General features: G+C 52.2%; 21 protein-coding genes. 8 read left to right on the forward strand and 13 right to left on the reverse strand.

Annotated elements, in window-relative coordinates:
• Positions 1-20: 20 nt before the first annotated feature.
• Positions 21-188, forward strand: coding sequence for a YqaE/Pmp3 family membrane protein (locus I2D83_RS08420; RefSeq protein ID WP_205947910.1), 168 nt, complete (start codon positions 21-23; stop codon positions 186-188).
• An 84-nt stretch (positions 189-272) separates the two neighbouring features.
• Here the strand turns inward: I2D83_RS08420 and I2D83_RS08425 are convergent, their stop codons facing one another.
• Entirely contained in the window at positions 273-1,694 is a 1,422-nt protein-coding gene (locus I2D83_RS08425; RefSeq protein ID WP_205947911.1) for a DASS family sodium-coupled anion symporter, read from the reverse strand.
• 144 nt (positions 1,695-1,838) lie between these two features.
• A complete protein-coding gene (gene pcaB / locus I2D83_RS08430) occupies positions 1,839-3,191 on the reverse strand; it encodes a 3-carboxy-cis,cis-muconate cycloisomerase (RefSeq protein ID WP_205947912.1) in 1,353 nt (450 codons plus the stop codon).
• Between the two features lie 214 nt (positions 3,192-3,405).
• Here pcaB and I2D83_RS08435 point away from each other — a divergent pair, with 214 nt between their 5' ends.
• Positions 3,406-4,140: a GntR family transcriptional regulator gene (locus tag I2D83_RS08435; RefSeq protein ID WP_180777103.1), complete on the forward strand. Its 735-nt coding sequence runs from the start codon at positions 3,406-3,408 to the stop codon at positions 4,138-4,140.
• A 115-nt stretch (positions 4,141-4,255) separates the two neighbouring features.
• On the opposite strand, the gene I2D83_RS08440 is transcribed toward I2D83_RS08435, so the two are convergent.
• The gene (locus tag I2D83_RS08440) at positions 4,256-5,728 is read right to left on the reverse strand and encodes a sensor domain-containing diguanylate cyclase (protein WP_205947913.1); all 1,473 of its coding nucleotides are present in this window, start codon (positions 5,726-5,728) and stop codon (positions 4,256-4,258) included.
• 289 nt (positions 5,729-6,017) lie between these two features.
• Between I2D83_RS08440 and I2D83_RS08445 the strand changes: the two genes are divergently transcribed.
• Complete coding sequence (locus I2D83_RS08445) at positions 6,018-6,932, forward strand: lipid kinase (protein WP_205947914.1); 915 nt, start codon at positions 6,018-6,020, stop codon at positions 6,930-6,932.
• Positions 6,933-6,994: 62 nt separating this feature from the next.
• Here I2D83_RS08445 and I2D83_RS08450 read toward each other — a convergent pair whose 3' ends face one another.
• The 3 genes from I2D83_RS08450 to moeA form a co-directional block, all read right to left on the reverse strand.
• Positions 6,995-7,594 (reverse strand): nitroreductase family protein, encoded by a 600-nt coding sequence (locus I2D83_RS08450; protein ID WP_180777101.1) that lies wholly within the window; start codon positions 7,592-7,594, stop codon positions 6,995-6,997.
• Positions 7,595-7,699: 105 nt separating this feature from the next.
• The gene (gene moeB / locus I2D83_RS08455; RefSeq protein WP_205947915.1) at positions 7,700-8,452 is read right to left on the reverse strand and encodes a molybdopterin-synthase adenylyltransferase MoeB; all 753 of its coding nucleotides are present in this window, start codon (positions 8,450-8,452) and stop codon (positions 7,700-7,702) included.
• Between the two features lie 2 nt (positions 8,453-8,454).
• Positions 8,455-9,690 carry a molybdopterin molybdotransferase MoeA gene (moeA, locus tag I2D83_RS08460; protein ID WP_205947916.1) on the reverse strand — a complete coding sequence of 412 codons (1,236 nt, stop codon included), beginning with the start codon at positions 9,688-9,690 and terminating at the stop codon, positions 8,455-8,457.
• 754 nt (positions 9,691-10,444) lie between these two features.
• Between moeA and I2D83_RS08465 the strand changes: the two genes are divergently transcribed.
• The 4 genes from I2D83_RS08465 to gsiD all read left to right on the forward strand — a co-directional run bounded on the left by I2D83_RS08465 (position 10,445) and on the right by gsiD (position 15,859).
• Complete coding sequence (locus I2D83_RS08465; protein WP_181844378.1) at positions 10,445-12,346, forward strand: dipeptide ABC transporter ATP-binding protein; 1,902 nt, start codon at positions 10,445-10,447, stop codon at positions 12,344-12,346.
• A gap of 25 nt (positions 12,347-12,371) precedes the next feature.
• Positions 12,372-13,916 (forward strand): glutathione ABC transporter substrate-binding protein GsiB, encoded by a 1,545-nt coding sequence (gene gsiB, locus I2D83_RS08470; protein ID WP_205947917.1) that lies wholly within the window; start codon positions 12,372-12,374, stop codon positions 13,914-13,916.
• A gap of 107 nt (positions 13,917-14,023) precedes the next feature.
• Complete coding sequence (gene gsiC, locus I2D83_RS08475; RefSeq protein ID WP_015839762.1) at positions 14,024-14,944, forward strand: glutathione ABC transporter permease GsiC; 921 nt, start codon at positions 14,024-14,026, stop codon at positions 14,942-14,944.
• A 9-nt stretch (positions 14,945-14,953) separates the two neighbouring features.
• Positions 14,954-15,859, forward strand: a complete 906-nt coding sequence (gsiD, locus tag I2D83_RS08480) for a glutathione ABC transporter permease GsiD (RefSeq protein WP_015839763.1) — start codon at positions 14,954-14,956, stop codon at positions 15,857-15,859.
• Positions 15,860-15,913: 54 nt separating this feature from the next.
• Here gsiD and I2D83_RS08485 read toward each other — a convergent pair whose 3' ends face one another.
• From I2D83_RS08485 to bioA, 7 genes are all read right to left on the reverse strand, one after another.
• Positions 15,914-17,611, reverse strand: coding sequence for an NAD-dependent malic enzyme (locus I2D83_RS08485; protein ID WP_015839764.1), 1,698 nt, complete (start codon positions 17,609-17,611; stop codon positions 15,914-15,916).
• A 208-nt stretch (positions 17,612-17,819) separates the two neighbouring features.
• Positions 17,820-18,710 carry a cytidine deaminase gene (gene cdd, locus I2D83_RS08490; protein WP_205947918.1) on the reverse strand — a complete coding sequence of 297 codons (891 nt, stop codon included), beginning with the start codon at positions 18,708-18,710 and terminating at the stop codon, positions 17,820-17,822.
• Between the two features lie 248 nt (positions 18,711-18,958).
• Positions 18,959-20,272 (reverse strand): PDDEXK-like family protein, encoded by a 1,314-nt coding sequence (locus tag I2D83_RS08495; protein WP_205947919.1) that lies wholly within the window; start codon positions 20,270-20,272, stop codon positions 18,959-18,961.
• A gap of 35 nt (positions 20,273-20,307) precedes the next feature.
• Positions 20,308-21,003 (reverse strand): CidB/LrgB family autolysis modulator, encoded by a 696-nt coding sequence (locus I2D83_RS08500; RefSeq protein WP_015839767.1) that lies wholly within the window; start codon positions 21,001-21,003, stop codon positions 20,308-20,310.
• A complete protein-coding gene (locus tag I2D83_RS08505; protein ID WP_015839768.1) occupies positions 21,003-21,410 on the reverse strand; it encodes a CidA/LrgA family protein in 408 nt (135 codons plus the stop codon). The genes I2D83_RS08500 and I2D83_RS08505 overlap by 1 nt, the downstream gene beginning before the upstream one ends.
• A 226-nt stretch (positions 21,411-21,636) precedes the next feature.
• Positions 21,637-22,431: a GH12 family glycosyl hydrolase domain-containing protein gene (locus tag I2D83_RS08510; protein ID WP_181844374.1), complete on the reverse strand. Its 795-nt coding sequence runs from the start codon at positions 22,429-22,431 to the stop codon at positions 21,637-21,639.
• Between the two features lie 276 nt (positions 22,432-22,707).
• Positions 22,708-24,012 carry an adenosylmethionine--8-amino-7-oxononanoate transaminase gene (gene bioA / locus I2D83_RS08515; protein ID WP_205947920.1) on the reverse strand — a complete coding sequence of 435 codons (1,305 nt, stop codon included), beginning with the start codon at positions 24,010-24,012 and terminating at the stop codon, positions 22,708-22,710.
• Positions 24,013-24,107: 95 nt separating this feature from the next.
• On the opposite strand from bioA, the gene bioB reads away from it, so the two are divergent.
• Positions 24,108-25,145 (forward strand): biotin synthase BioB, encoded by a 1,038-nt coding sequence (bioB, locus tag I2D83_RS08520; RefSeq protein WP_180777090.1) that lies wholly within the window; start codon positions 24,108-24,110, stop codon positions 25,143-25,145.
• Positions 25,146-25,164 lie beyond the last annotated feature (19 nt).

A 25,164-nucleotide genomic window follows, 5' to 3' on the forward strand; every position in this document is an offset into this window, starting at 1 on the left:
ATCACGTTACGGAGGTTGATATGGGATTTTGGCGCATCGTTTTAACTATTCTTCTGCCACCGTTGGGCGTGTTATTGGGAAAAGGGGTTGGTGGGGAATTTATTCTGAATATTATTTTAACGCTGTTAGGCTATTTTCCCGGGCTGGTACATGCGTTTTGGGTACAGACGAAAGATGATGGCATTTAATAGCTGAGAGTCTGACGATGATGATGAAATAACGGGGAGGTAGATGACCTCCCCGTTATTTTTACGCGTGGGTAACGCTGGTGATTAATAATAGCCAATCAATTTCCACCACACTAAGCCGACGATAAAAATCAGGGCGACGTTAAACGTGACGATGCAGAAATTGATTTTATAGAAACGGTGCCGTTCAAAATATCCCTGAGCAAAATAGATAGGGCCAGGGCCACCGCCGTACTCGGTATTTCCCCACATCAGGTTGCTAAAAATACCAAAACAGATGGCAACCATCATGGGCGGCGCGCCTGCGGCTATTGCGGTGGCGGCGAAGGGCGCATAGAGTGCGGCGACGTGGCCAGAGGCGGTAGCAAACAGATAGTGCACATAAATATACAGGATGCCGAGAATCACAAAGGTTTCCATCGCGCCAAAACCCTGTATGGAATTACCCAGCTTAATGGTCATCCACTTAATGAAACCCAGGTCAGATAGCCCTGCGGCGAGGCTGATAATGACGCTAAACCAGATGACCGTATCCCATGCGGCGCGATCGTTGAGTACTTCTTTCCACTGTACGGCTTGCGTAACGAACAGGTAGGCGACCAAGGCCAACCCGACGGAAGTAGCGGAGAAACCGGTGATCAGGCTGGTGCCCCAACCAAGCAGCGCAAGAACAAAGCCGAAGGCCACTTTTTTCTCTGCCGGTTTCATGCTTCCCAATTCCGCCAGCGACTGACGTCCCATCTCTTTGGCTTCTGGCGTTTTTTTCAGTTCCGGATTCAGTATTTTGTAAACCAGCAACGGCATCAGGCAGAAACAGCACATGGCGGGGACGACGGCGGCAATAAACCAGCCGCCCCAGGTAATGTCCACGCCTAATGAGGTTTTCGCCAGACTGCCAACGAGTGGGTTGGCGGCCATGCCGGTAAGAAAAATGGCACCGGTGATCGGGGTAAACTGAAAACAGACCATGATCAGAAAGTCCCCGATCTTTTTACCGCTGACGCCGGATGTTGAACCTAATACTTCATTAATTGAACGGGCGATAGGAAAGATAATGCCTCCCGACCGCGCGGTGACGGAGGGCATGGCGGGTGCCATGATGAGATCGGAAACGCCCAGTGAATAGGCGATTCCCAGACTGCTTCCGCCGAATAGCGACAGCATTTTATAGGCAATACGTTTTCCCAGCCCAGACGTCACAAACCCCAGAGAGAGGATGTAGGCACAGAAGATGAGCCAGACAGTGCCACTGGAAAAACCCGCTAGCGCTTTGGCTTCGGTTAAGGTACCGGTGAAGATGGTCACGCAAAGAACGAGCAGCATGATTGCGCCCGACGGCAGCGGCTGCGTCAATATCGCGGCGATGGTGGCGGCAAAAATCGCGAACATATGCCAGGCCTGCGGCGTGAGGCCATCAGGAACCGGGGAAAACCAGATAATCAGGCCTAGCAGGAGAGGAATAATAACCGCGACTATTTTTTTCTTGGTGGATGATTCGGATGACATAGCGTCTCCTTAATCGTGCAAGTAATGGTTATCCGCCATCATTCCCGGCAACAGAAGGCCCGCCCAGACGCGTTATTATCTTGCGTCTGGGAATGTCTCGATCTCAGTCTGTTAGTTAGGGTGATACCGGATAATCACCGGTGATTAATGGTGTCTTTCTGTTTTATTTAATACCTGATCCACCATTTCAGGGGCGCTCCCCAAATAATTGACGGGGTTGGTCAGATCGTTGATTAATTTAGGATCGAGTCGGCTGGAGACACTGGGCATAGCATTGAGCACATCGGCCAGCGTACCGCCTTTCTCATTCACGATGCGGCAGGCATCGTAGACGATGTCGTGTGCTTCCTGACGGCCAATATACGGTGCCAGCCCCATCATAACGGCTTCAGCCACAATCAGGCCGTTGGTCATGTTGAGGTTTTTCAGCATCATTTTCTCATCCACAATCAAGCCGTTCAGCATGAATTTGGCCTGATGAAGCGCGCCAGCGGAGAGAATGAAACTTTCCGGAATGGCAATCCATTCTGCATGCCAGGGGCCCGTGGCGCGTTCCAGATCTTGGACCATCGCATCCAGCATCAACCCCGCCTGTTGGCGAACGCCTTTGGCGCAGGCCAGCATCAGTTCGCTGGAGATGGGATTACGCTTTTGCGGCATGGTGCTGCTGGCTCCACGGCCTTTGACAAACGGTTCATACAGTTCGCCAAATTCGTTGGAGGCCATCAGCATGACGTCGTAACCAATTTTGCCCAACGAACCCGTGATGACCGCCAGCAGGTTGACGGCTTCGGCAAATCCATCACGGGCAACATGCCAGGTTGAGGTAGGAACGCCCAGGCCGAGTTCGGCCATCAGGGCTTTTTGTACCGCGAGTCCTTTATCACCCAACGAGGCCAGTGTGCCGGCTGCACCTGCGAATTCGCCTACCAGCACACGCGGGCGCAGCTGTGCCAAACGCTCTGCATGGCGGTCAAACATATCCAGCCAGATGGCGGCTTTATAGCCGAACGTAATCGGGAGCGCCTGCTGTAAATGGGTGCGCCCAGCCATGGGCGTATTACGGTAGCGTGCGGCCAGTCCAGCCAGAATAGAACGCAGTGCATCAATATCTGCTTCAATTAACGCGAATGCATCACGGATTTGCAGCACCACGGCGGTATCCATAATGTCCTGTGTCGTTGCGCCCCAGTGCACATAACCGCCAGAGTGACCTGCCTGTTTGGAGATTTGATGCACCAGCGGCAGGATTGGGTAGCCTACAATTTCTGTTTCGTGGCGCAGCAGCTCAAAATCGAGCGTGTCGGCGTTACAGCTGGCTGTGATTTCTGCGGCAGCTTCTTCGGGGATGACGCCACAGCGTGCCTGCGCATTGGCCAGCGCGATTTCTACTTCAACATACTTACGGATGAGTTCCCGGTCATCGAAGATCGCCCGCATTTCCGGGGTACCAAATGAATCACGGAATAGAACTGAATCAAGCACATTCGAAGCCATAATGCCTCCTGAAGCGAATGTATTAGTGATAAGATGCAGGCCGTATCCGCGATAGGATTCCCTGGTAGCGACATGGCCTGAAAAACCAAATGTTCAGACATGTTTAAATGTCCGTACATGTTGAACTAATAACAACATGTACGGACAAGTTAGGGAAGTGGTTGAACGTCATTTTGTGATGCAGGGCATCAATATTGATTAAGAGCGTGAGCCGATGAAAGAACCCTTGTATAAGCGCATTGCCCGTGAACTCAGCCAGAATATTACGCTAGGCCGCTATCCTGCGGGTTCGTTGCTCCCCTCCGAGCTGGAGCTCTGTGAGCAATATCAGGTGAGTCGTCATACCGTAAGGGAGGCACTGCGCGATCTGACAGAAGCGGGTTTGGTCTCCCGTCGCAAGGGCGTGGGTTCCGTCGTTGTCGATAACGATGAAAAGCGCGAACGCAATCACCCTCTGGCCAGCCTTGAAGATCTGTTCGTGCTGGCAAAGAACAACCTGCGCGTAGTGAAGAAGATTGATGAAGTCGTTGCGGATGTTGAACTGGCGAAGATTATCGGTGGCAAGCCGGGCGATCGCTGGCTGCATATTGCCAGCATTCGTGAAGACAGCGAGAAAAAAGATGCCCCGATATGCTGGACCGATAGCTACGTTAGCCCGGATTATGCCAAGGTCAAAAGTCTGGTACGCAGCGATCCGTTTGCGTTGATTAGCGATTTGATTGAAAAGCATTATGGCGTACAGGGGGAAGAGGTGCGCCAGACGATTTCTGCCGTTAGCATACCGGCTAAAATAGCGAAAACGCTGGGCGTTGACGCAGGCTATCCGGCATTAAAGATAGTTCGCCATTATCTGGACCGCTCAGGAAACGTCTTTGAAACCACGGTATCGATTCATCCGGCGGACCGATATACCTGTTCGATTACGCTGAAACGCCAAACGGGAAACTGAACATAATCCGGTTGATGCCTTATTGATGACGGCGGCTTCCTGTTGAAATGTGCCTGTGTAATAAATACAGGCACATTATCTATTTAGCCACAATCCCTGTTCACATACGCCGTTGCTATATGGCGCTGACCACTTGATTACGTCCTTGCTGTTTTGCCTGATAAAGTGCGATATCGGCACGGTTGATCAGCATACTGAGCGTCTCACCTGCCCGATATTCAGCAACGCCGCAGCTGGCTGTCACCTGAATGATCCCTTCACGGTAGGGAAGAGGCGTTATCTCAATATTGTGTCGCAGGGCTTCGGCACGTTGCTGCGCGGCGTTGATGTCGCAATCGTCGAGCAAAATGACGAACTCTTCTCCTCCCCAACGGCAGGACTGATCGCTGGAGCGCGTATTCGCCGATAGGATGGAGGAAACTTCTTTTAAAACCATATCTCCCACGTTGTGGCCGTACTTGTCATTGATTTTTTTAAAGTGGTCGATATCGATAAGAATGATAGAGAGCGATTTGTGCTGTAGGGCGTTTTTCGTACCGAGACGGCGGAATAGATAATCAAATGCCTGACGGTTCATGAGGCCCGTTAGTTTATCGGTCGTCGCCATCTGTTCCAGACGACGCTGGTAGCCGCCAATGGTCAACCACAGCAGGAACAGGAAGAGAACGCTGACGAACGTGCTGATACCCAGATTTTTTAGCAGCGTGGCGAATAGCCGTTTTTCGCTGGGATGGCTGGTTTGCTCCACCATCAAATACCAGCCGAATTCAGGGATTAGCCGGGTGTTGAGGAAAATATGTTCCCCGTTTGACTGATATTCATAGGCTCCACCGGGGGAGGTTAAAACCGTGGTCGCGATCCGGTTCAGCCCCTGCTGTTGCTGAATTTGCAAGGGGCGGGTGTAGTTTTCCCCATGTAGCGTAATGTTGCCTTCTTTATCAATGAAATAGATTGTGCGGTTATAACGCTGTTCGTATTTTTCAATGAGATGCTTAACGCGCTCAACCGGAATACCCACGCCGGTAATGCCAATAAAATTGTCCTCATAATCCATGACTTTATGGCTGATGAAAATGTCCAGCCGCGTACGGTTTTCAGGATCGACGCGGAGATCGACGACATAAGGCATGTCATCCGATAGCGTTCTGTGCTGGAAATACCATTGATCGTCGGGGGAGGATTCCGAGACGGTTTTCAGGATGCGCTGCTGATCGTAGTAGAGCTTGGTTTTATCTGAAATGAAAAAAGAGAATACGGTGTTGAAGCGGCGATCGATCTCTTTCAGATAGCGGAATAGAGCCTGCGGATCGCTTTCATTTTTTAGCACCCAGTCGCGTAAAAACGTATCGTGCGCCATCAGCGATGAAATAAAGATAGGTTTTAACAAATCCTGCTGGATTTCAGAGTAGACGTTGTCACTGGTCAGCGGCAGGGTATTTTCTTCGATTTCTTCTTCCAGTGACTCCTTAGCCACTTCATAACTGGTCCAACTGATCACCAGAAATGCGGCGAGCAGCATGGAGCCGAATATGACGATTGCGCGTGTTTTATCCAGCCAGCGTGAGTTATTGATGAATCCGGTCTGCAAAATAATCTCCCCAGAGAAGCATTAATGGGATAGGTGAATAAGCCGCTGTTTTCACCTAAAAATGGTGGTGCCATGTGTCACTGGAATAACGGTGTAGCAACGTGGGTAAAGGGATCGCTGACTTGTAGGGTTCATTATAGTGGTTTCAGTGTGGAAGTATTAGCGGCAGAGTGCCGGAACGTAATGTTTTGTATTTTATTGTGGGCTTGTTAAAGCTCCCTTGTCGGTTTGATTACCCCTATGGTTAGATTTCATCAAACAAATTTCATCAAAAAATAACGTTGGGTGGATGACCATGAGCCATTATTCAGCAGTGAAGGAATCAGGCCCAACAGCGCTTTTATTTATTAATAAGCATGCGCGGAATGGCGATTCCTCTGCGCGCTATGTGAAGCAGCTATTACTGGAAAGCCGGATTCACATCATCGAACCGGATGAAAATGCGTCGGGCTCATGCAGCGATATCATCCGCGCGTACGCGGATCGGGTGGATTTTGTCATTATCGGCGGTGGCGATGGCACGCTAAATTCTGCCGCGCCTGGCCTGGTGGATACCGGATTACCGCTGGGCGTGTTGCCCTTAGGGACAGCGAATGACTTTGCCCGTACGGTGGGCATTCCCAGAGAGATCCGGCAGGCGGTTCAAGTTATCGTCGACGGGCAGCGGCGTACCGTTGATTTGGGCGAGGTCAACGGGCATCTGTTTTTTAACGTTTCCAGTATTGGGTTTTCTGCGGCATTGGCGCGCGGGCTGTCGGCGAAATCCAAGAAACGGTGGGGAACATTAGGCTATGCGTTGGCGGCTTTTAAGCTCTTGAAGCAAAGTCGTCCTTTCCGCGTTGAGATCGATCATGACGGCATGAAAGAGCGGGTGAGAACCGTGCAGGTGTCGGTGGGAAACGGACGTTTCTATGGCGGCGGCATGGCGGTAGCAGACAGCGCAGCGCCCGATGATGGGCGGCTGGACGTGTACAGTCTGGAAGTGTCCCACTGGTGGGAAATGGTGGCACTGATTCCCTTTATCCGCAGAGGAACGCACGGTCGCTGGCGCAAGGTTCGCGCCTTTTCCGCCAGACAGCTGACGTTGAGCACTCCGAAGCCGCACGATATCAATGCGGATGGTGAGCTGATTGGTAAAACACCCGCGGTGTTTGGGATCAGAGAGAAGGCGATTGAGGTTTTCGCACCACCGGTGCCTGAATAGAACCTAAAACAAACGGGGCACCATAGGGCGCCCCGTTTGCTGATAAAGCATGATTCAGCGGATTACTTAAATACGCGGAAACGTTCTTCAAAGGAAATATAGGTTTTCTCACCGGCGGGTTGCTCGATGGAGCCAAATGGCATTTGAGCACGCAGTTTCCAACTGGCTGGCAGGTTCCACTGTGCTTTAACATCATCATCAATCAGCGGATTGTAATGCTGGAGCGAAGCGCCAATTTTTTCCTGCGCTAGCGTAGACCACACGGCAAACTGGGCGATACCGGTTGAATGTTCAGACCAGACCGGGAAGTTATCGGCATAAAGCGCGAATTTTTCCTGTAGCGCTTCAATCACCGCAGTGTCTTCAAAGAACAGAACGGTACCCGCACCAGCGGCAAAGGAGGCCAGTTTATTTTCTGTCGGAGCGAAGGCGTCCGCAGGCACAATTTTCTTCAACTGCTGCTTAACAATATCCCACAGTTTGTGATGCTGCTCGCCGAACAGAATCACAACGCGTGAGCTTTGTGAATTAAAAGAGGAGGGGCTTTCATTAACGGCTTCGGTAATGAGGGCGGTAACCTGATCTTCTGATATCGGTAATTTATTGCCGATGGCATAGATTGAACGACGGGCCTTGATTGACTGCAAAAAAGCATTACTCATGGTGTGTTCCTCAGTTTACGTGATGACTTACCTTGATACTGTGTCACTGATTTTCGCCGTATTCAATGGCTTATCGTGCCGGATGCCAATCTTTCCTCGGCTCCTTTATCCGCCACAGACGTCGCAGTGCGGGTTTTTCGGCAGCATCATTTCGCGAAATTGCAGCGTCATCGCATCGAACATCAGCAATCGCCCCGTGACCAGTTTACCGTAGCCCGTCAGCAGCTTAATGGCTTCCATCGCCTGCAAACTGCCGATGGTGCCCACCAGCGGCGACATCACACCTGCTTCGACGCAGGTCAGCGCATTGGTGCCGAACAGACGGCTGAGACACTGGTAGCAAGGTTCATCGGGTTGGTAGGTAAAGACGCTGATTTGGCCTTCCATTCGAATCGCTGCGCCGGAGATCAGCGGTTTCCTGAGCTGAAAGCCAATGCGGTTTAGGCGGTTGCGAATGGCGACATTGTCGGTGCAGTCCAACACCGCATCGTGTTTGCTGACGAGTTGGCTCAATGCCTCATCATCAAGATCGCCATCAACTGTATCGAGCGAAAGATGGGGGTTCATATCGGATAATGTCAGACGTGCGGATTCGACCTTCGCCATGCCGATACGGTCGTCGCGGTGCAGAACCTGACGTTGCAGGTTAGACAGCGAGACGGTATCAAAATCCAGCAGCGTCAAATGGCCGACGCCCGCCGCAGCCAGATACTGCGCGGCGGCACAGCCCAATCCACCCAGTCCGACAATCAACAGGCGTGAAGCCTTGAGCTTTTCCTGTCCGTCGAAATCAAAGCCGCGCAGCACAATCTGTCGATTGTAGCGCAGCATTTCTTCATCGCTCAGTTCCGGCAGCATACTCAGTGTCCCAGCAGGGCGTTGAAAGGCTCGATCTCGACCCATTCGCCAGCAGCGACGTGGCCACGATCCTGCTCAAGCACGATGAAGCAGTTACCGAGGCTGAACGAGCTGAAAACGTGCGACCCCTGATGCCCGGTGGTTCTCACTTCCAGCTCACCCTGTGCATTACGGCTGAAAATGCCGCGCTGGAAATCGGTGCGCCCCGGCGTCTTTTTCAGTGCGCTTGTGGTTTTGACACGTACACGCGGCGGCTGGTGCCATTGCGTATAGCCGGACAGGCGAGCCAGCAGCGGCTGCACCAGTTGATAGAACGTCAGCGCCGCAGAAACGGGGTTCCCCGGCAGACCGCAGAACCAGGCGTGTTGTAATTTACCGAAGGCGAAGGGTTTGCCGGGTTTGATCGCCAGCTTCCAGAAATGGATATCGCCCAGCTCATCCAGCATTTGCTTCGTGTAATCGGCTTCGCCAACGGAAACGCCGCCGCTACTAATCACCAGATCGGCAAGCTGGTCAGCTTCATGGAACGCGGCGCGCAGGGCTGCCGGATCGTCACGGATAATCCCCAAGTCGTGTACTTCGCAGCCCAACTGTTCCAGCATCAAACGGACAGCGAAACGGTTGGTGTCATAAATCTGGCCGTCTTCCAGCGGCTTGCCAACGGGTTGCAGTTCATCACCGGTTGAAAACACCGCGACTTTCAGACGACGTACCACGTCAATCTGTGCAATCCCCAGCGAAGCCAGCAGCGGCAGCTCTGCCACACCCAGTTTGCAGCCCGCAGGCAGCACGCTGGCGCCGGCCTGAATATCTTCGCCCGCCAGACGAATATTCTGACCGGGTTTTACCTCATGGGGGAAACGGATGCCGTCCTCACTGGCGTCGGCCTGTTCCTGCATGATCACGGCGTCAGCCCCTTCAGGAATCGGCGCGCCGGTCATGATGCGAATGCAGGTGCCGGCAGGCCATTTGCCGGTGAAAGGGGCACCAGCGAAGGCTTTGCCAGCCAGCGGCAGCGGTGCGGAACCGGACACATCGGCGCAGCGTACGGCATAGCCATCCATCGCGGAATTGGCGAATGGCGGGACATTAATCGGGGAGGCGATGGCATGGGCGGTGATCCGTCCTGCGGCGTCGAACAGGGATACGCACTCTGTCTCGGTGAGGGAAGGAACCTGAGAAAACATGTTTTCCAGAGCTTGTTCAAGAGTCAGTAAACCTGAGGTAACGCTTTCCATCTTTACTCCACCGTTTTTCATCAATACCGCTTGTTTTATCAATAAGGCTGGTTTCATTAACGAGACGAGTTTCATTAATGAAAAATGTTCCGCCAATGCGTTGTTCATGGGCGAAAACGTGTTTCCTATGCCAGTATTAATTATGTCAGAGTTCGTAACGTGGGTGAATGTATGCAGGTCAAGGAATAGGGCCTTTATACCCGTCATACTTCAAGTTGCATGTGCGTTGGCTGCGTTCAAATACTCGGCCCGTCGTGGGCCTCGCCCTGAAGGGCCGCTGCAAGCAGCGTTCAAATCTGCTCCCGGCAGATTTGTCACCCGAATCACTTACCGGAGTAAGCTCATCAGGATGCCTTCTCTTGCCGCGTTATTCAGCCTTATGGCTTCCCCCCTTCGGGGCCAGCGCAAGCGCTGTTCAAAACGCTAACGTTTTGTCCTGAAACTCGAATTATTTAGGGTATAGCGCATGACTCGTCAGGCATCAAACGACAAGGGTGGGGTGCGAAAGCGTCACTTTTTTCCTACAACTCGAGCTACTTCGGGTAAAAGTGAGTGGATTTGCATGAAATATTGCATCTGATGATGCGTCTTTATTGCAATTAACCTAATGTTATAAAAGAAATTTTTCACCGTGCTGATTTCAGTTTCCGCTTTACATCATTCCTTGCGCTAAATATAGTCGAAAATCGCTGATAATTTGTCCCTGACCGCGTTGCGCTGATTCCAGCCGCATTTATATGGAGATTCGCCGTTCATGTCGCCCACACAGGATCATTATGCCTCGCTGTCTTCCCCTATTCCGGGGCTTGTTTTGCCTGAAACTCGGGTGGTGGAAGTCCGCAACCTGAGTGTGTACTTCGAACTGCAGGGGCAGCGGACGGACGCGGTGCGTAATTTAACGTTCTCTGTCGATCGGGGTGAAACGCTGGCCATCGTCGGGGAGTCGGGGTCGGGTAAGTCAGTGACGTCGCTGGCTCTGATGCGATTGGTTGAACATGCGGGCGGCGTGATTCATCAGGGCGATATGCTATTCCGTCGTCGCGATGGGCAAGTGCTGGATCTGCGCGGAGCGCGTCAGCGGATGATGCGCACATTGCGTGGTGCTGATTTGGCGATGATTTTTCAGGAGCCAATGACGTCGCTGAATCCTGTTTTTCCCGTCGGCGAACAAATAGCGGAGTCGATTCGTTTGCATCAGGGAATGGACAGACGCGCCGCGCGTGCAGAAACGTTACGTATGCTGGATCTGGTCAGAATACCGGAAGCGCGCAACGTGTTGGATCGCTATCCGCACCAGCTGTCCGGCGGTATGCGCCAGCGGGTGATGATTGCGATGGCGCTCTCCTGCAAGCCGTCGCTGCTGATTGCCGATGAGCCGACAACTGCGCTGGATGTCACTATTCAGGCGCAAATTCTGCAACTGATTCGTGTGCTACAGCGTGAAATGGCAATGGCTGTGATTTTCATCACCCATGACATGGGCGTGGTGGCGGAAGTGGCTGAACGCGTATTGGTTATGCACCGTGGAGAAAGCGTTGAAGCGGGGAGCGTTGGGCAGATCTTCACTGCGCCGCAGCATCCGTATACGCAGGGGCTGTTGGCCGCGGTACCCGCGTTGGGGTCAATGCGCGGTCAGCCGTTCCCGGAAAAATTTCCGCTGCTGGATCACAACGCTGTACGCATCGCGGACAACGTTCCGCAGGATACCGTTCCCGTACAGACGGAGCCGATCTTACAGGTTCGCAATCTGGTGACGCGTTTTCCTATTCGCAGCGGTTTATTGAACCGCGTAACCCGGCAGGTGCATGCGGTGGAAAACGTCAGCTTCGATCTCTGGCCGGGCGAAACGCTTTCGCTGGTTGGCGAATCGGGATGCGGCAAATCCACGACCGGCCGCGCGTTGCTCCAACTGGTTGAAAGCCAGAAGGGCGACATTATCTTTAATGGTCAGCGCATCCATCAGTTAAAAGGAGCGGCGTTACAGCATCTGCGGCGTGATATTCAGCTGATTTTTCAGGATCCGTATGCGTCACTGGATCCCCGCTTGACGGTCGGGTTCTCGATTATGGAACCGCTGCTGGTACACAACATCTGCCGTCGGCAGGAGGCGGAGAAGCGCGTGGAGTGGCTGCTGTCACGCGTGGGATTGGAGCCGGAACACGCCCGGCGTTACCCGCATGAGTTTTCAGGCGGCCAGCGCCAGCGCATTTGTATCGCCAGAGCGCTGGCGCTGAACCCGAAAGTGGTGATTGCGGATGAAGCGGTATCCGCGCTGGACGTGTCGATTCAGGCACAAATCATCAATCTGATGCTGGAACTGCAACGTGAGTTCGGCATCGCGTTTTTGTTTATTTCACATGATATGGCGGTGGTCGAGCGCATCAGCCATCGTGTGGCGGTGATGTACATGGGGCAGATTGTCGAGATTGGCTCACGGCAAGACGTATTCGAACGACCGCGGCATCCTTATACCCGCAAGTTGATGTCGGCAGTACCGATTGCCGATCCCTCATGCCGACAGCGCGAACAAGTGCTGCTGGTTGATGAAATACCCAGCCCGATTCGGGCGCTTGGCGACGAACCAAGCACGGCACCTCTGGTGCAGGTGGGTGAGCGACACTTTGTTGCGCGCCATCCGATAGCCGGTGCTTATTGACAGGGATTCACAAGGAGAACGTAGCATGAGCGTAATGACGATAAAACGGCGCTGGTTAGTCGCCGCAGGGGTCACCGTTGCCATGACGGCTTCACCCGTCTGGGCTGCCAAAGATGCGGTTATCGCCGTGGGTTCCACTTTTACCAGTCTGGATCCGTACGATGCCAACGATTCACTATCGCAGACGGTAGCGAAGTCCTTCTATCAGGGGCTCTTTGGCTTTGATAAAGAGATGAAGCTGGTGAACGTGCTGGCGGACAGCTATGACGTGAGCCCAGATGGACTGACGTATACCGTTAAGCTGCATCCGGGCGTCAAATTTCACGATGGCTCGGCGTTTAATGCCGCTGCAGTGAAAGTGAATCTGGATCGCGCCAGTAATCCAGATAATCGTCTGAAGCGATATAACCTGTTCAAGATGATCGACAAAACCGAGGTGGTGGACGATCTGACGGTGAAAATCACACTGAAGACGCCATTCTCGGCGTTCGTTAACAATCTGGCTCACCCGGCGGCGGTGATGATCTCTCCGGCGGCATTAAAGCAGTACGGCAAGGACATTGGTTTCCATCCGGTAGGCACCGGACCGTACCGTTTTGTGACCTGGAATCAGACTGATTTTGTCAAAGTTGAGAAATTCAGCGGCTACTGGAAAGCCGGTTTACCGAAACTGGACAGCATTACCTGGCGTCCGGTTGTGGATAACAACACGCGCGCGGCGCTGCTGCAAACCGGCGAAGCACAGTTTGCTTACCCGATACCGTTCGAACAGGCCAAAGTACTGGAGAAAAACGACAAGCTGGCGCTGGTGGCGTCGCCGTCGATTTTGCACCGTTACATCAGCATGAACGTGACGCAGAAACCGTTTGATAACCCGAAAGTCCGGCAGGCGTTGAACTACGCGATCAACAAAGAGGCGCTGATTAAAGTCGCGTTCTCCGGCTATGCGACGCTCGCCGAAGGGCCACTGCCGGGCAGCATTGATTATGCAGTAAAGTATCAGCCGTGGCCTTACGATCCGGCGAAGGCACGCGAGCTGCTGAAAGAAGCGGGCTACCCTGATGGCTTCACCACCACGCTTTGGTCGTCGCATAACCACAGTACGGCGCAGAAAGTCTTGCAGTTCACACAGCAACAGCTGGCACAGGTCGGCGTGAAAGTACAGGTGACTGCTATGGATGCGGGGCAGCGCGCGGCGGAAGTGGAAGGTAAAGGCGTCAAAGAAACGGGCGTTCGCCTGTTCTACACCGGTTGGTCAGCCTCGACGGGTGAGGCTGATTGGGCACTGTCGCCGCTGTTTGCGACGGCTTCCTGGCCACCGGCGCAGTTCAACACGGCGTTTTACAGCAATCCGCAGGTGGATGCGGATCTGGCCAATGCTCTGAAAACCACGGATCGGACGGAAAAACAGAAACTGTATCAGGATGCACAGGACAAAATCTGGGCGGATGCGCCGTGGATTTTCCTGGCGACAGAGCGTTTAGTCTCGGCTAACAGCAAAAAGCTCACTGGTTTTTACGTGATGCCGGATACCTTGTTCAGTTTTGAAGAGGCTGACCTGAAGGAATAATTCATCGTCAAAGCATGACCAGGGAGTCGGGGGCCGTCAGGCCGCCCGCTGTGGTCAACACACGTCTACTTATAGGGAGTCTGGCGCATGTCTGTGGAAAACTGTTCATGCTGAATTATTTTATTAAACGACTACTGGGACTGATTCCCACGCTCCTGATTGTGATGGTGCTGGTGTTCCTGTTCGTTCATCTGTTACCCGGCGACCCGGCGCGTTTAGCTGCCGGGCGGGAAGCGGATGCCGCCGTCATCGAGATGGTGCGGCAGGATTTGGGATTGGATAAATCGCTGCCGCATCAGTTCTGGCACTTCTTTACCAATATCCTACAAGGCGATTTGGGGACGTCGATGGTGTCGAAACGCCCGGTCACGGAAGAGATCGCCATGCGTTTTATGCCAACCTTCTGGCTGACGGTGTGCAGCATGGTGTGGGCGGTAATTTTTGGTATGGCGATCGGCATCGTATCGGCGGTATGGCGCAACGGCTGGCCTGACAGGATCGGAATGACGCTGGCGGTATCCGGCCTCTCTTTCCCTGCTTTTGCGCTCGGAATGCTGCTAATGCAGATTTTTTCTGTCGAATTGGGATGGTTGCCAACGGTGGGAGCGGACACCTGGCTACACTATATTTTGCCTTCGCTAACGCTGGGTGCGGCGGTGGCGGCGGTGATGGCGCGTTTTACCCGCGCGTCGTTTGTTGATGTGTTGCAGGAAGACTACATGCGTACGGCACGAGCAAAAGGCGTGCGTGAATCGCTGGTTGTGGTGAAGCATGGGCTGCGCAATGCGCTGATTCCCGTGGTGACGATGATGGGGCTGCAATTTGGTTTCTTGCTCGGCGGTTCAATCGTTGTGGAGAAGGTTTTCAACTGGCCAGGGTTGGGACGGTTGCTGGTGGATGCGGTGGAGATGCGTGATTATCCGGTGATTCAGGCCGAGGTGCTGCTGTTTTCGCTGGAGTTTATTCTGATCAATCTGCTGGTGGATATGCTGTATGCCGCGATTAATCCAGCCATTCGTTACAAATAAGGAAAGGGAATGAGACACTGGCGACGTAAAGCGATGTTGGCGACGCTTCCTGTCATTAGGGATAAACCGGTTCGTACGCCGTGGCGTGAATTCTGGCGGCGGTTTCTTCGGCAGCACGTTGCGGTCACCGCTGGCGTGTTTGTACTGCTGCTGATTGCGATCGCGTTTCTGGCACCGTATCTGACGCCGTATGATGCCGAGAACTATTTCGATTATGAGCGCCTAAATGAAGGCCCGTCATCGACACACTGGCTTGGGGTGGATTCATTAGGGCGTGATATTTTCAGCCGAATCCTAATGGGGACGCGTATTTCGCTGGCGGCGGGTATTCTCTCGGTGCTGGTGGGGATGATTATCGGCACGACACTGGGCCTGCTGGCGGGTTACTACGAAGGATGGACAGACCGGATCATCATGCGCATATGCGATGTGTTGTTTGCCTTCCCGGGAATCTTGCTGGCGATTGCCGTTGTGGCGATTATGGGCAGTGGGATGGCGAATGTGATTGTCGCCGTGGCGATTTTCAGCATTCCTGCCTTTGCCCGTCTGGTGCGAGGCAACACGCTGGTGCTGAAACAGCTTACCTATATCGAATCTGCCCGCAGCATTGGTGCCAGCGATGGGACGATCCTCTTTCGACATATTCTGCCTGGCTCGGTGTCTTCCATCGTGGTGTTCTTCTCGATGCGCATTGGGATGTCGATCATCACGGCAGCCAGCCTGTCATTTTTAGGGCTTGGCGCACAGCCGCCGATGCCGGAGTGGGGAGCGATGCTCAATGAAGCGCGATCGGATATGGTGATTGCGCCACACGTCGCGATCTTTCCTAGTCTGGCGATCTTTCTGACGGTACTGTCGTTTAATTTATTGGGTGACGGCCTGCGCGATGCGCTCGACCCGAAGCTGAAAAGCTGAATAAAAAAAGCGCGACAACCAGTGCCGCGCTTTTTAGCAGTAAGTCGTTAATGCTTAGAACGACGTGCGTTTGTAGCTACGGTACTGCGGCTGCCAGAAGTTGTGCTCAATTGCCTTTTGCAGCGCATCCGACGAGGTCACCACGGCGGCACCCTGCAGCTGTGCGGCTTTACCCACTTCCAATGCAATACGCTTAGACACCTGCTGGATATCAGCCAGATCCGGCAGCAGAGCGCCTTCACCGTTATTCGCCAGCGGTGAGCAGTCAGCCAGTGCGCGGCTGGCGGCCATCAACATACCGTCAGTGATACGCTTGGCACCTGATGCCAATACCCCTAACCCGATACCTGGGAAAATGTAGGAGTTGTTGCACTGTGCGATAGGGAAGACCTTATCCTGATAGTTCACTGGGGAGAACGGGCTACCGGTCGCAACCAGCGCCGCGCCTTCCGTCCAGCGAATGATGTCTTCCGGACGGGCTTCCACGCGGGATGTCGGGTTAGACAGCGGCATCACGATAGGACGAGCACAGTGTTTGTGCATTTCACGGATAATTTCTTCCGTGAACAGACCTGGCTGGCCGGATACACCGATCAGAATGGTCGGCTTGGCGTTGCGTACGACTTCCAGTAGTGAAATGGCATCGCTGTTGCAATCCCAGTTAGCCAGCAGTTCGCTTTTCTGCACCAGCTTGCTCTGGAAATCGAGCAGGTTCGGCAGTTTGTCCGTCAGCAGACCGAAACGGTCAACCATGAAGACGCGTGCGCGCGCTTCTTCGTCGCTTAGCCCTTCGGATTTCATCTGTGCGATGATTTGTTCAGCGATACCGCAACCTGCAGAACCAGCGCCCAGGAAGGCCACGGTTTGATCGCGTAACTGCGTACCTGCCGCACGGCTGGCAGCAATCAGACTACCCAGTGCAACCGCAGCGGTGCCCTGAATGTCATCGTTAAAGCTACAGATTTCATCACGATAGCGGTTCAGCAGCGGCGTCGCGTTTTTCTGTGCGAAGTCTTCAAATTGCAACAGCACATTCGGCCAGCGGCGCTTCACAGCCTGAATGAATTCGTCAACAAATTCATAGTATTCGTCATCCGTGATACGCGGATGACGCCAGCCCATATACAGCGGATCGTTCAGACGCTGTGGGTTGTTGGTGCCGACATCCAGAACGACTGGCAGGGTGTAGGCTGGGCTGATACCGCCGCACGCGGTGTACAGCGACAGCTTACCGATTGGAATCCCCATGCCGCCGATACCTTGGTCACCCAGACCCAGAATACGCTCACCGTCGGTCACAACGATGACTTTCACGTTCTGTTTGGTGGCGTTTTGCAGCATATCGTCGATATGTGCGCGGTTAGGGTAGGAGATAAACAGGCCACGGGCGCGGCGATAGATATCGGAGAAGTGCTCACAGGCTTCGCCAACGGTCGGGGTGTAGATGATGGGCATCATCTCACTGAGGTGACCGTCCAACAGGCGGTAGAACAGGGTTTCGTTGGTATCCTGAATGTTGCGCAGGTAAACGTGTTTTTCAATATCGTGTTTGAATTCCTGATACTGACGCCAGGCGCGTTCTGCCTGTTCTTCGATGGTTTCGACGGCTTCAGGCAGCAGACCATGCAGGTTAAAGTTAGCGCGTTCTTCTTCGGTAAACGCGCTGCCTTTATTCAGCAGAGGAAATTCGAGCAAGATTGGGCCAGCGTAGGGAATATGGAGAGGACGTTTGCTTTCGTATTCTAATTCCATGACTTTTTACTCTTCGGATAACAGAAAAAAACTCAGGTGTTGTCGATAAAAACTGTTGCGGATCTTAAATTACCCAGAGAATATGTACAGAAATTGTTAATTAAAATAGTTACAGATGGCTTGCATCTTAGCCAAAATGCAGGCTTTATCGATTCACCTCTCGTTTTTCACGCTTCCCTTGGCTGAAATCCTGCGCTTACCTCCGCCACTATTCCTCAATAAAGTGATGTTCAACGTCAGTGCAGCCCAATTCGGCCAGCATAATTTGCGAAATGGCCCAGTGGCTGACAACCGCATTGCGACGTTCAACAACAACGGCATGTTTCACCGTGGACAGATCTTCGCCAGCAAGATTCATCAGATTTAACGCAGTTTGCAAAGGTGGCAGGCTAGGGTTGAACGCCGCATTTTCTGCGTAGCGTCCGGTATAGGTGTTGCCACTTGAGGTTTCCAGCACAATGCCGCTAATGGCTTTGCTATAGGGGGCATGGCTGCGGTTGGCGGCATCCAGCGCCTGACGCGCAAGCGCATTCATATTCTGCAAAGTGGCGCCGTGGTTGATGTCATCCATCAGCAAAGTATCGATTTGCAGATCGACGGGGCCAAAGGAATCTGGCAGATAGTGGCTGAGCGTGGCAGGCTGACGACCCGGTAGTTGAATCTGCAGCGACGCCGCATTACGTAATTCGTTCATGAACTGGCGACAATGGCCGCATGGTGTGTAGTTTACGGTTACGGCTCGCAGTCCCCGTTCATTGCACATCCAGGCATGGCTGACGGCGCTTTGTTCGGCATGTACCGTTTGCTGAAGCTGAACGGCACTAAACTCCATGTTGGCACCAAAGTAGAAATTGCCGCTGAGCCCTTGTGCAATCGCGCCAACCTGAAAATTAGAAATAGGCGCTTGTGCGCAGGCGGCTGCCAGCGGCAATAGCGCAAAGGCCAATGCATCGGCGTCTAACTGACTGGCTTCACAGACGGCATTCACATCGTCCGCGGTGAGCATCGCGGCGAAATCCGGCTTATCGACTAATGGACGGAGCGCGGCTTGCAGACTGGCAGGTAATTGCCGAAAGGCGTTTTCAAATCGTGGATGCATAGTGGCTTACTCTTTTTACCCGTCAATGACGTCATGTTAGGTAGCAGAGTAGCAATAAATTGTGATCAAAATCTCTTTACTGAATGAAATGGATGCAAATTAACTGCTAAATGCGAGATATATCTCAATTTTTACTGCTTACGTTTTCTTTCCCTCATTAGGGGCGGCAATAAAAAAGGCGTACAACGGGTATTCATTATGCGCCTTCATGCTTAGCTGAGCTTTTCACCTACATGATGTGAGCTGAATTAGAAGATAATTTTTTCCTCTTTGGCTTTTTCCAGTCGTTTTTCCACATCACGAATAAAGGCTTGTACCTCTTTGGCTACGGAACGAGTGGCTACACTCTCTTTTCTGGCAGCAACTTTCCATTGCCGTGGCTGTTTTTTAACAAGCTCGGGATAATCTCGTAAGAAGAGATCGTACAGTTCTGGAATGCGACATGATTCCTTCGACAGATTTTCTTCCTGAAAAATTAGTGAGAGGGTAAAAGAGGAATTGGGGCCATTTTCACGTGCAATGTTTATATAAAGTGGCCAATAATCATAATCTTGTTTTAGCGCAAGCATCGCTGGCGTAGTGATATTAAACCAGGTTCTGCCTATTTCTAAATGATCTTCTGTTAACTGTGGGAACGATTTGCGCAGGGTAACCAGAATGCCGGAAATCCCTTTAGCCTGAATGAGCTGGTCGCAAAGTTGATTATTTTGCTGCATAAAGAGCAGGGCTTCACCCTCAACGCCTTCCAGATGAGTAGGTTTCCAATCTACCGGGTTTAATTTTTTGAGTTGAGAAATGCAATCAAGAACTGATTCATGCTGTGCGGCTAGTTGAGCTGACAGCTCAGAAATATGTTTTTCATTCGGATCTTGCCATTGTGCCTGCCTCTGACAATAGGCCATGAGTAACTGTGCGGCGGAATTGTTATTTTGTAATTGCAGACGAGCGCGTCGAGCTGCTTGCTCCAGCCATTGGTAGCTTAATAATGCCCATTTATTGCCTAGTTCTGCTAATTTCTCATCACTGTAGGTTTCCAGCTTTTTATCCATGACGATGTAGGCAAAATCGTAGCCCTTAAATAAGGGCTTACGTGAGAATGATTTATTGACAGCATCGTAATAATCATCAAGTTGATAACAGGACAGTGACGCCCTTACTTTGTTCTCAATGGTAACGATGATCTTATTTGTCGTATCGATTAAAAAAAGATCGAGCCGAAGCTTATCACCAAAGAAGTCGTTAACACCAAATTCGCGTGTGATAAAAGCCGATCCAAAGCTTGTGGTCTGTATGCGACCCGGTGTCCATTTTGCAAAGAATTTCTTATTGGCGGATTTACTGTTCTCATGGCCGGCAAAGTAGGCTGCGGTCAGAAAATCCTTAATAACTGCATCGCCCTGACAGTGTCCTTCATTGGGATTCAGGCACCAAGCGAGCATGCTGGAGTTTTGATTTTCGGTGAGGTTGATAACATCAAGAATGTTATCTGAAGTGCGTAGCTTTTCTCGTAACTCTAGCAACTGCTCGTCCGTGAGAAATTCGTAAAATTCCTCTATCTCCATATTTCATTTCTCCATTTTTATTTATTAAACGTTCACTAACCAACAAAATGCAGCAACAGGGGGAAGATAAACGGAGCAATCAGCGACGTGATGATCCCACATATGACCAGCGCCAGTGAGCTAAATGCCCCTTCCTGATAATCAACCTCCGCACAGCGTGCCGTGCCAAGGGCATGCGAAGCGGTACCCATTGACAGCCCGCGCGCGGCTTTGGTTTTGATACCTACGCGATTGAACAGACTGTGGCCTAATACGGCACCGAGAATGCCGACAAAAATCACGCAGACGGCGCTGATAGCCGGAATACCGCCAATAGAACTGGCGACGGCCATCGCAATCGGCGTGGTAACGGATTTAGGTAGCACCGAGGCCGCGATTTCCGGCGAAGCGCCCATCCACAGCGCCACCAGCGTGCCGGAGATAATGGCGGTCAGGCTACCGATGAAACATACGCTGATGATGGATTTCCAGCGGGCGCGAATTTGGTGCAGCTGTTCATAAAGCGGGAACGCCAGCGCGACCACCGCCGGTTGCAGCAGGTCGTTAAGGACTTTACTGCCTTGAAAATAGTGCTCGTAGGGAATCTTCAGCACCAGCAGCAGCGGAATAATAATCGCCATTGATACCAGCAGCGGGTTCAACAGAGAAAGCCGGGTCAGCACGGCCAGTTTACGCGCGGCGAAAAAGACAATCAGGGTGAGGGGCAGAGACCACCACAAATAGCTGAACATTATTCGTTATCCTTCGGCGGCGTGCGATCGCCAGCCATGGCACGTTCACGCTGCATTATCTGGGTACTGAAACCCACAACTAACATCACAATAAAGGTACTGATCAGGCAGGAAACCACGATGGGGCCAAACTGTTGGCTGACCAGATCGTAATAATTCATGACACCGACGCCGATAGGAACGAACAGCAGCGCCATATGACGAATAAGAAGGTGGCAACCCGGTTTTACCCACTGCGCGGGCAGGATTTGCGAGGCAAGAAGGGTGAATAAGACCAGCATACCAATGATACTGCCGGGGATAGTGAACGGAAGTAACGCGGATACCGCATTGCCTGCCAGCAGGCAGAGATAAATCAATGCGAAAGCGCGTAAATACTGCCAGCAAACGATGAACGTATTACGCATGGGAAATTCCTGATTAGCTGAGGGGATTATCATAACGCTAATGGAATTGACGTGCCACAGCTCACGAATCTTGTTGGGGAAGGGAAGACTCGCCTGCTTAAAGGGTGAACAAGGCCGTCCAGACTGAGCATGAAAAGGCGTGTGGGGTGGAATAAATTCGGTCCAGCCCTAACGATCGCATTGATACGGGGCTGAACCGGAAGAAATGAAGGCGACGACAGCGCCGTTATTTTACGTCTACGCTCCACTTGGTGATATCAATCTGCCCATCACCGCCAAAGATCTCGGTACCAAACTCAACGCTGCTGATATATTTTGTATTACTCATCCATTTCTTGGTGCCAACCAGATAGTTGGTGAAATGGCGAATATTGAGCGATGCACTGTTGGTATTGGAGGTACGGACAAAGGAAAAGACATTCCAGCCTTTGCCATTACCAGCATTGATCCAACCTTTGAATACGTTCCAGCTGCTACCACCGAGGAATACCGTTTCAATATAATCCCCCGCTGGACCTGCATTGGTATTATTTAGCCAGATCATTAATTCGTCGGTCGGCGTCGAATCCCAACTGGCTTTATCGGTAGTGTGGAACCATACATCATAAGCGGCGTTATAAGTGCCGGTAGATTTGATAGAATAAGTGACATTACTGGTAATACTTTTATTACTGGATAATTTTATCGGCAACCCACTATTTTCCGTATAACCCGCAGTCCAGTGCCAGCCGCTTACCAGCGATGGATAAGCTTTAACGCTGGAGCTGCTGCTTGGCCAGTGCCAGTTCCACCCCATGCTGGTAGGGCTATTATAGAAAACCGTTTGCTGCCATCCTTTTACTTCATCCTTCCCCCAGACGTTATTGAATACGTAATATTTATTATTCTCAAAATAGAGTTTGTCTGCGTCTTTGGATGAACTGACCGCAGAAACGGTTAGGGGTGAGAGTAACAAAGCAGAAAATAACACGGGGAATAACGTACGAAAAATACGCTGTAGCTTCTTATTCACTGTAAGCATAATAAATCTCCTTTTAAATATATGCTTGGGGTATTTCACGTTAAAATCTAACACGTATTCATCAGTTGTCTACGATTGGTTGAATGTAAAGTGTGGGGTGCGTAACATTTTATGGTTATTTCATCCAGTGTCAGAATAATTCAATGCATTAATCATGAGTAGAATGAAAATCTTATTCATGTGAATAATAATAAGAGCGGTAATGAATAGTCATAATATGGATGGTGTCAGAGATATTTTTTAAGGCGCACGAAAGTGTGCGCCTTGGGCAACGAGTTATTCAAATAGCTGTGCGTTATGAATAGCCGCATAGATAGCATCAGTTAGCTTATGCAGTTCATCGGGCTGAATGATAAACGGCGGCATCAGATAAATGAGCCGACCAAACGGTCGAATCCAGACGCCGCGCTCGACAAAGAAACGCTGTAACCGTGCCATATTGACCGGACGATGTGTTTCCACCACGCCGATAGCACCTAGCACGCGAACGTTCGCCACCAGCGGGGAATCCGCGCAGGGTTGCAGCGTTTCTCGCAACTGTCGTTCAATCTGTTGTACCTGCTGCTGCCAGCGGTTCTCCGCCAGCAGCGACAGGCTGGCGTTGGCTGCCGCGCACGCGAGCGGATTGCCCATAAATGTGGGGCCGTGCATAAAACAGCCAGCCGCGCCGTTGCTGATCGTTTCCGCTACCGTGCGAGTGGTCAGCGTGGCGGAGAGCGTCATATAGCCGCCGGTAAGCGCTTTTCCTAAACACATAATATCGGGTGAAATTCCCGCATGTTCGCAGGCAAACAGTTTGCCAGTACGGCCAAACCCAGTCGCGATCTCATCGGCAATCAGCAAAATGCCCCATTGGTCGCACAATTCCCGTACCCGACGCAGATAGGTCGGATGGTAAAAACGCATTCCGCCTGCGCCCTGCACGATGGGTTCCAGAATCACGGCCGCGAGCTCATGCGCGTGCGCTGACAGCATCGCCTGTAGTGGCGCGATATCGGTTTCCAGCCACTCGTCGGCAAAGCCCCCTTTACTGAGAGAATCGCAGGGCGGTGCATCGACAAACAGATGGGTGGGCAGGTAGCCCTGATACAGACTGTGCATCGAATTTTGCGGATCGCACACGGACATCGCACCGAAGGTGTCGCCGTGATAGCCATGACGCAGGGTGAGAAAGCGCTGACGGGTTTCACCGCGCGCCTGCCAATATTGCAGCGCCATTTTCATCGCCACTTCGACGGCGACCGAGCCGGAATCCGCCAGAAAAACGCATTCCAGTGCATCCGGCGTGATGTCTACCAGTTGACGACACAGCGCTACCGCCGCCGGATGGGTGATGCCGCCGAACATTACGTGTGACATCTGGCTAAGCTGGGTCTGCACCGCCTGATTGATTGCCGGATGATTGTAACCGTGAATCGCTGCCCACCACGATGACATGCCGTCGATCAGGCGACGCCCGTCATCCAGATGAAGCTCGACGCCGCTGGCCGATATCACCGGATAGCAGGGCAGTGGCTCGGTCATCGAGGTATAGGGATGCCAAATGTGGCGCTGGTCAAACGTGATGTCTTCCGGGCTCATGATGATCTTTCGTAAACTAAAATGGTTTCTATTTGGTTGACAGTATATCGGGTTAATTTACACTGGCGAAACGTTTTTAGTTTGGAGATGCCGAGATGGCTGACCGCATTTACTGGACGCTTGAGCAAGCGCAAGACTTATTTAATAAACCTTTTCTGGAACTGATGTTTGAAGCGCAGCAGATCCACCGTCAGCATTTTGATCCCCGTCAGGTGCAGGTAAGCACGTTACTTTCTATCAAAACCGGTGCCTGCCCTGAAGACTGTAAATATTGCCCGCAGAGCTCCCGCTACCGCACCGGGATTGATACCGAACGCCTGATGCAGGTTGAACAGGTGCTGGAATCGGCTCGTCAGGCAAAAGCCGCCGGGTCGACGCGATTTTGTATGGGCGCGGCGTGGAAAAACCCGCATGAGCGTGACATGCCGTATCTGGAACAGATGGTACAAGGCGTCAAAGCGATGGGCATGGAAACCTGCATGACGCTGGGAACGCTGCACAACGATCAGGCCGAGCGTCTGGCCTCCGCCGGGCTGGATTTCTATAACCATAACCTTGATACCTCGCCGGAGTTTTACGGCAGCATCATCACCACTCGTACCTATCAGGAACGTCTGGATACGTTGGATAAAGTGCGCGGTGCGGGGATTAAAGTTTGTTCCGGTGGCATCGTTGGGCTGGGGGAAACCGTGCGCGATCGCGCCGGGCTGCTGGTGCAGTTGGCTAACCTGCCGACGCCGCCGGAAAGCGTGCCGATCAACATGTTGGTTAAGGTGAAGGGGACGCCATTGGCGGAGAATGAGGACGTTGATCCGTTTGATTTCATTCGTACGATTGCCGTGGCGCGCATCATGATGCCTGCTTCCTATGTGCGTCTGTCCGCCGGACGCGAGCAGATGAGTGAACAAACGCAGGCGATGTGCTTTATGGCCGGCGCGAACTCTATTTTCTACGGCTGCAAGCTGTTAACGACGCCAAACCCGAAAGAAGACAAGGATCTGGCGCTGTTCCTCAAATTAGGTTTGAACCCGCAGCAGACGGCGACCGAATACGGGGATAACCAACAGCAGCAACGACTGGCAGAACAGCTGATTAATGCCGATAGCGAGCAGTTTTATAATGCTGCGGTATAACGCCCTGCGCATGTGCCGT

The sequence above is a fragment of the Pectobacterium aroidearum genome (genome assembly GCF_015689195.1).
Classification (GTDB): domain Bacteria; phylum Pseudomonadota; class Gammaproteobacteria; order Enterobacterales; family Enterobacteriaceae; genus Pectobacterium; species Pectobacterium aroidearum.

What these genes read in the sequence shown, in the direction of transcription:
- I2D83_RS08420 (WP_205947910.1), top strand. Translation starts at nt 21, where the DNA reads ATGGGATTTTGGCGCATCGTTTTAACTATTCTTCTGCCACCGTTGGGC.
- bioA (WP_205947920.1), bottom strand. Translation starts at nt 24,012, where the DNA reads ATGAGCCCGGAAGACATCACGTTTGACCAGCGCCACATTTGGCATCCC.
- I2D83_RS08495 (WP_205947919.1), bottom strand. Translation starts at nt 20,272, where the DNA reads ATGGAGATAGAGGAATTTTACGAATTTCTCACGGACGAGCAGTTGCTA.
- cdd (WP_205947918.1), bottom strand. Translation starts at nt 18,710, where the DNA reads ATGCATCCACGATTTGAAAACGCCTTTCGGCAATTACCTGCCAGTCTG.
- I2D83_RS08445 (WP_205947914.1), top strand. Translation starts at nt 6,018, where the DNA reads ATGACCATGAGCCATTATTCAGCAGTGAAGGAATCAGGCCCAACAGCG.
- I2D83_RS08485 (WP_015839764.1), bottom strand. Translation starts at nt 17,611, where the DNA reads ATGGAATTAGAATACGAAAGCAAACGTCCTCTCCATATTCCCTACGCT.
- pcaB (WP_205947912.1), bottom strand. Translation starts at nt 3,191, where the DNA reads ATGGCTTCGAATGTGCTTGATTCAGTTCTATTCCGTGATTCATTTGGT.
- gsiD (WP_015839763.1), top strand. Translation starts at nt 14,954, where the DNA reads ATGAGACACTGGCGACGTAAAGCGATGTTGGCGACGCTTCCTGTCATT.
- gsiB (WP_205947917.1), top strand. Translation starts at nt 12,372, where the DNA reads ATGAGCGTAATGACGATAAAACGGCGCTGGTTAGTCGCCGCAGGGGTC.
- I2D83_RS08425 (WP_205947911.1), bottom strand. Translation starts at nt 1,694, where the DNA reads ATGTCATCCGAATCATCCACCAAGAAAAAAATAGTCGCGGTTATTATT.
- bioB (WP_180777090.1), top strand. Translation starts at nt 24,108, where the DNA reads ATGGCTGACCGCATTTACTGGACGCTTGAGCAAGCGCAAGACTTATTT.
- moeA (WP_205947916.1), bottom strand. Translation starts at nt 9,690, where the DNA reads ATGGAAAGCGTTACCTCAGGTTTACTGACTCTTGAACAAGCTCTGGAA.
- I2D83_RS08500 (WP_015839767.1), bottom strand. Translation starts at nt 21,003, where the DNA reads ATGTTCAGCTATTTGTGGTGGTCTCTGCCCCTCACCCTGATTGTCTTT.
- I2D83_RS08435 (WP_180777103.1), top strand. Translation starts at nt 3,406, where the DNA reads ATGAAAGAACCCTTGTATAAGCGCATTGCCCGTGAACTCAGCCAGAAT.
- I2D83_RS08450 (WP_180777101.1), bottom strand. Translation starts at nt 7,594, where the DNA reads ATGAGTAATGCTTTTTTGCAGTCAATCAAGGCCCGTCGTTCAATCTAT.
- I2D83_RS08465 (WP_181844378.1), top strand. Translation starts at nt 10,445, where the DNA reads ATGTCGCCCACACAGGATCATTATGCCTCGCTGTCTTCCCCTATTCCG.
- I2D83_RS08510 (WP_181844374.1), bottom strand. Translation starts at nt 22,431, where the DNA reads ATGCTTACAGTGAATAAGAAGCTACAGCGTATTTTTCGTACGTTATTC.
- moeB (WP_205947915.1), bottom strand. Translation starts at nt 8,452, where the DNA reads ATGCTGCCGGAACTGAGCGATGAAGAAATGCTGCGCTACAATCGACAG.
- I2D83_RS08505 (WP_015839768.1), bottom strand. Translation starts at nt 21,410, where the DNA reads ATGCGTAATACGTTCATCGTTTGCTGGCAGTATTTACGCGCTTTCGCA.
- gsiC (WP_015839762.1), top strand. Translation starts at nt 14,024, where the DNA reads ATGCTGAATTATTTTATTAAACGACTACTGGGACTGATTCCCACGCTC.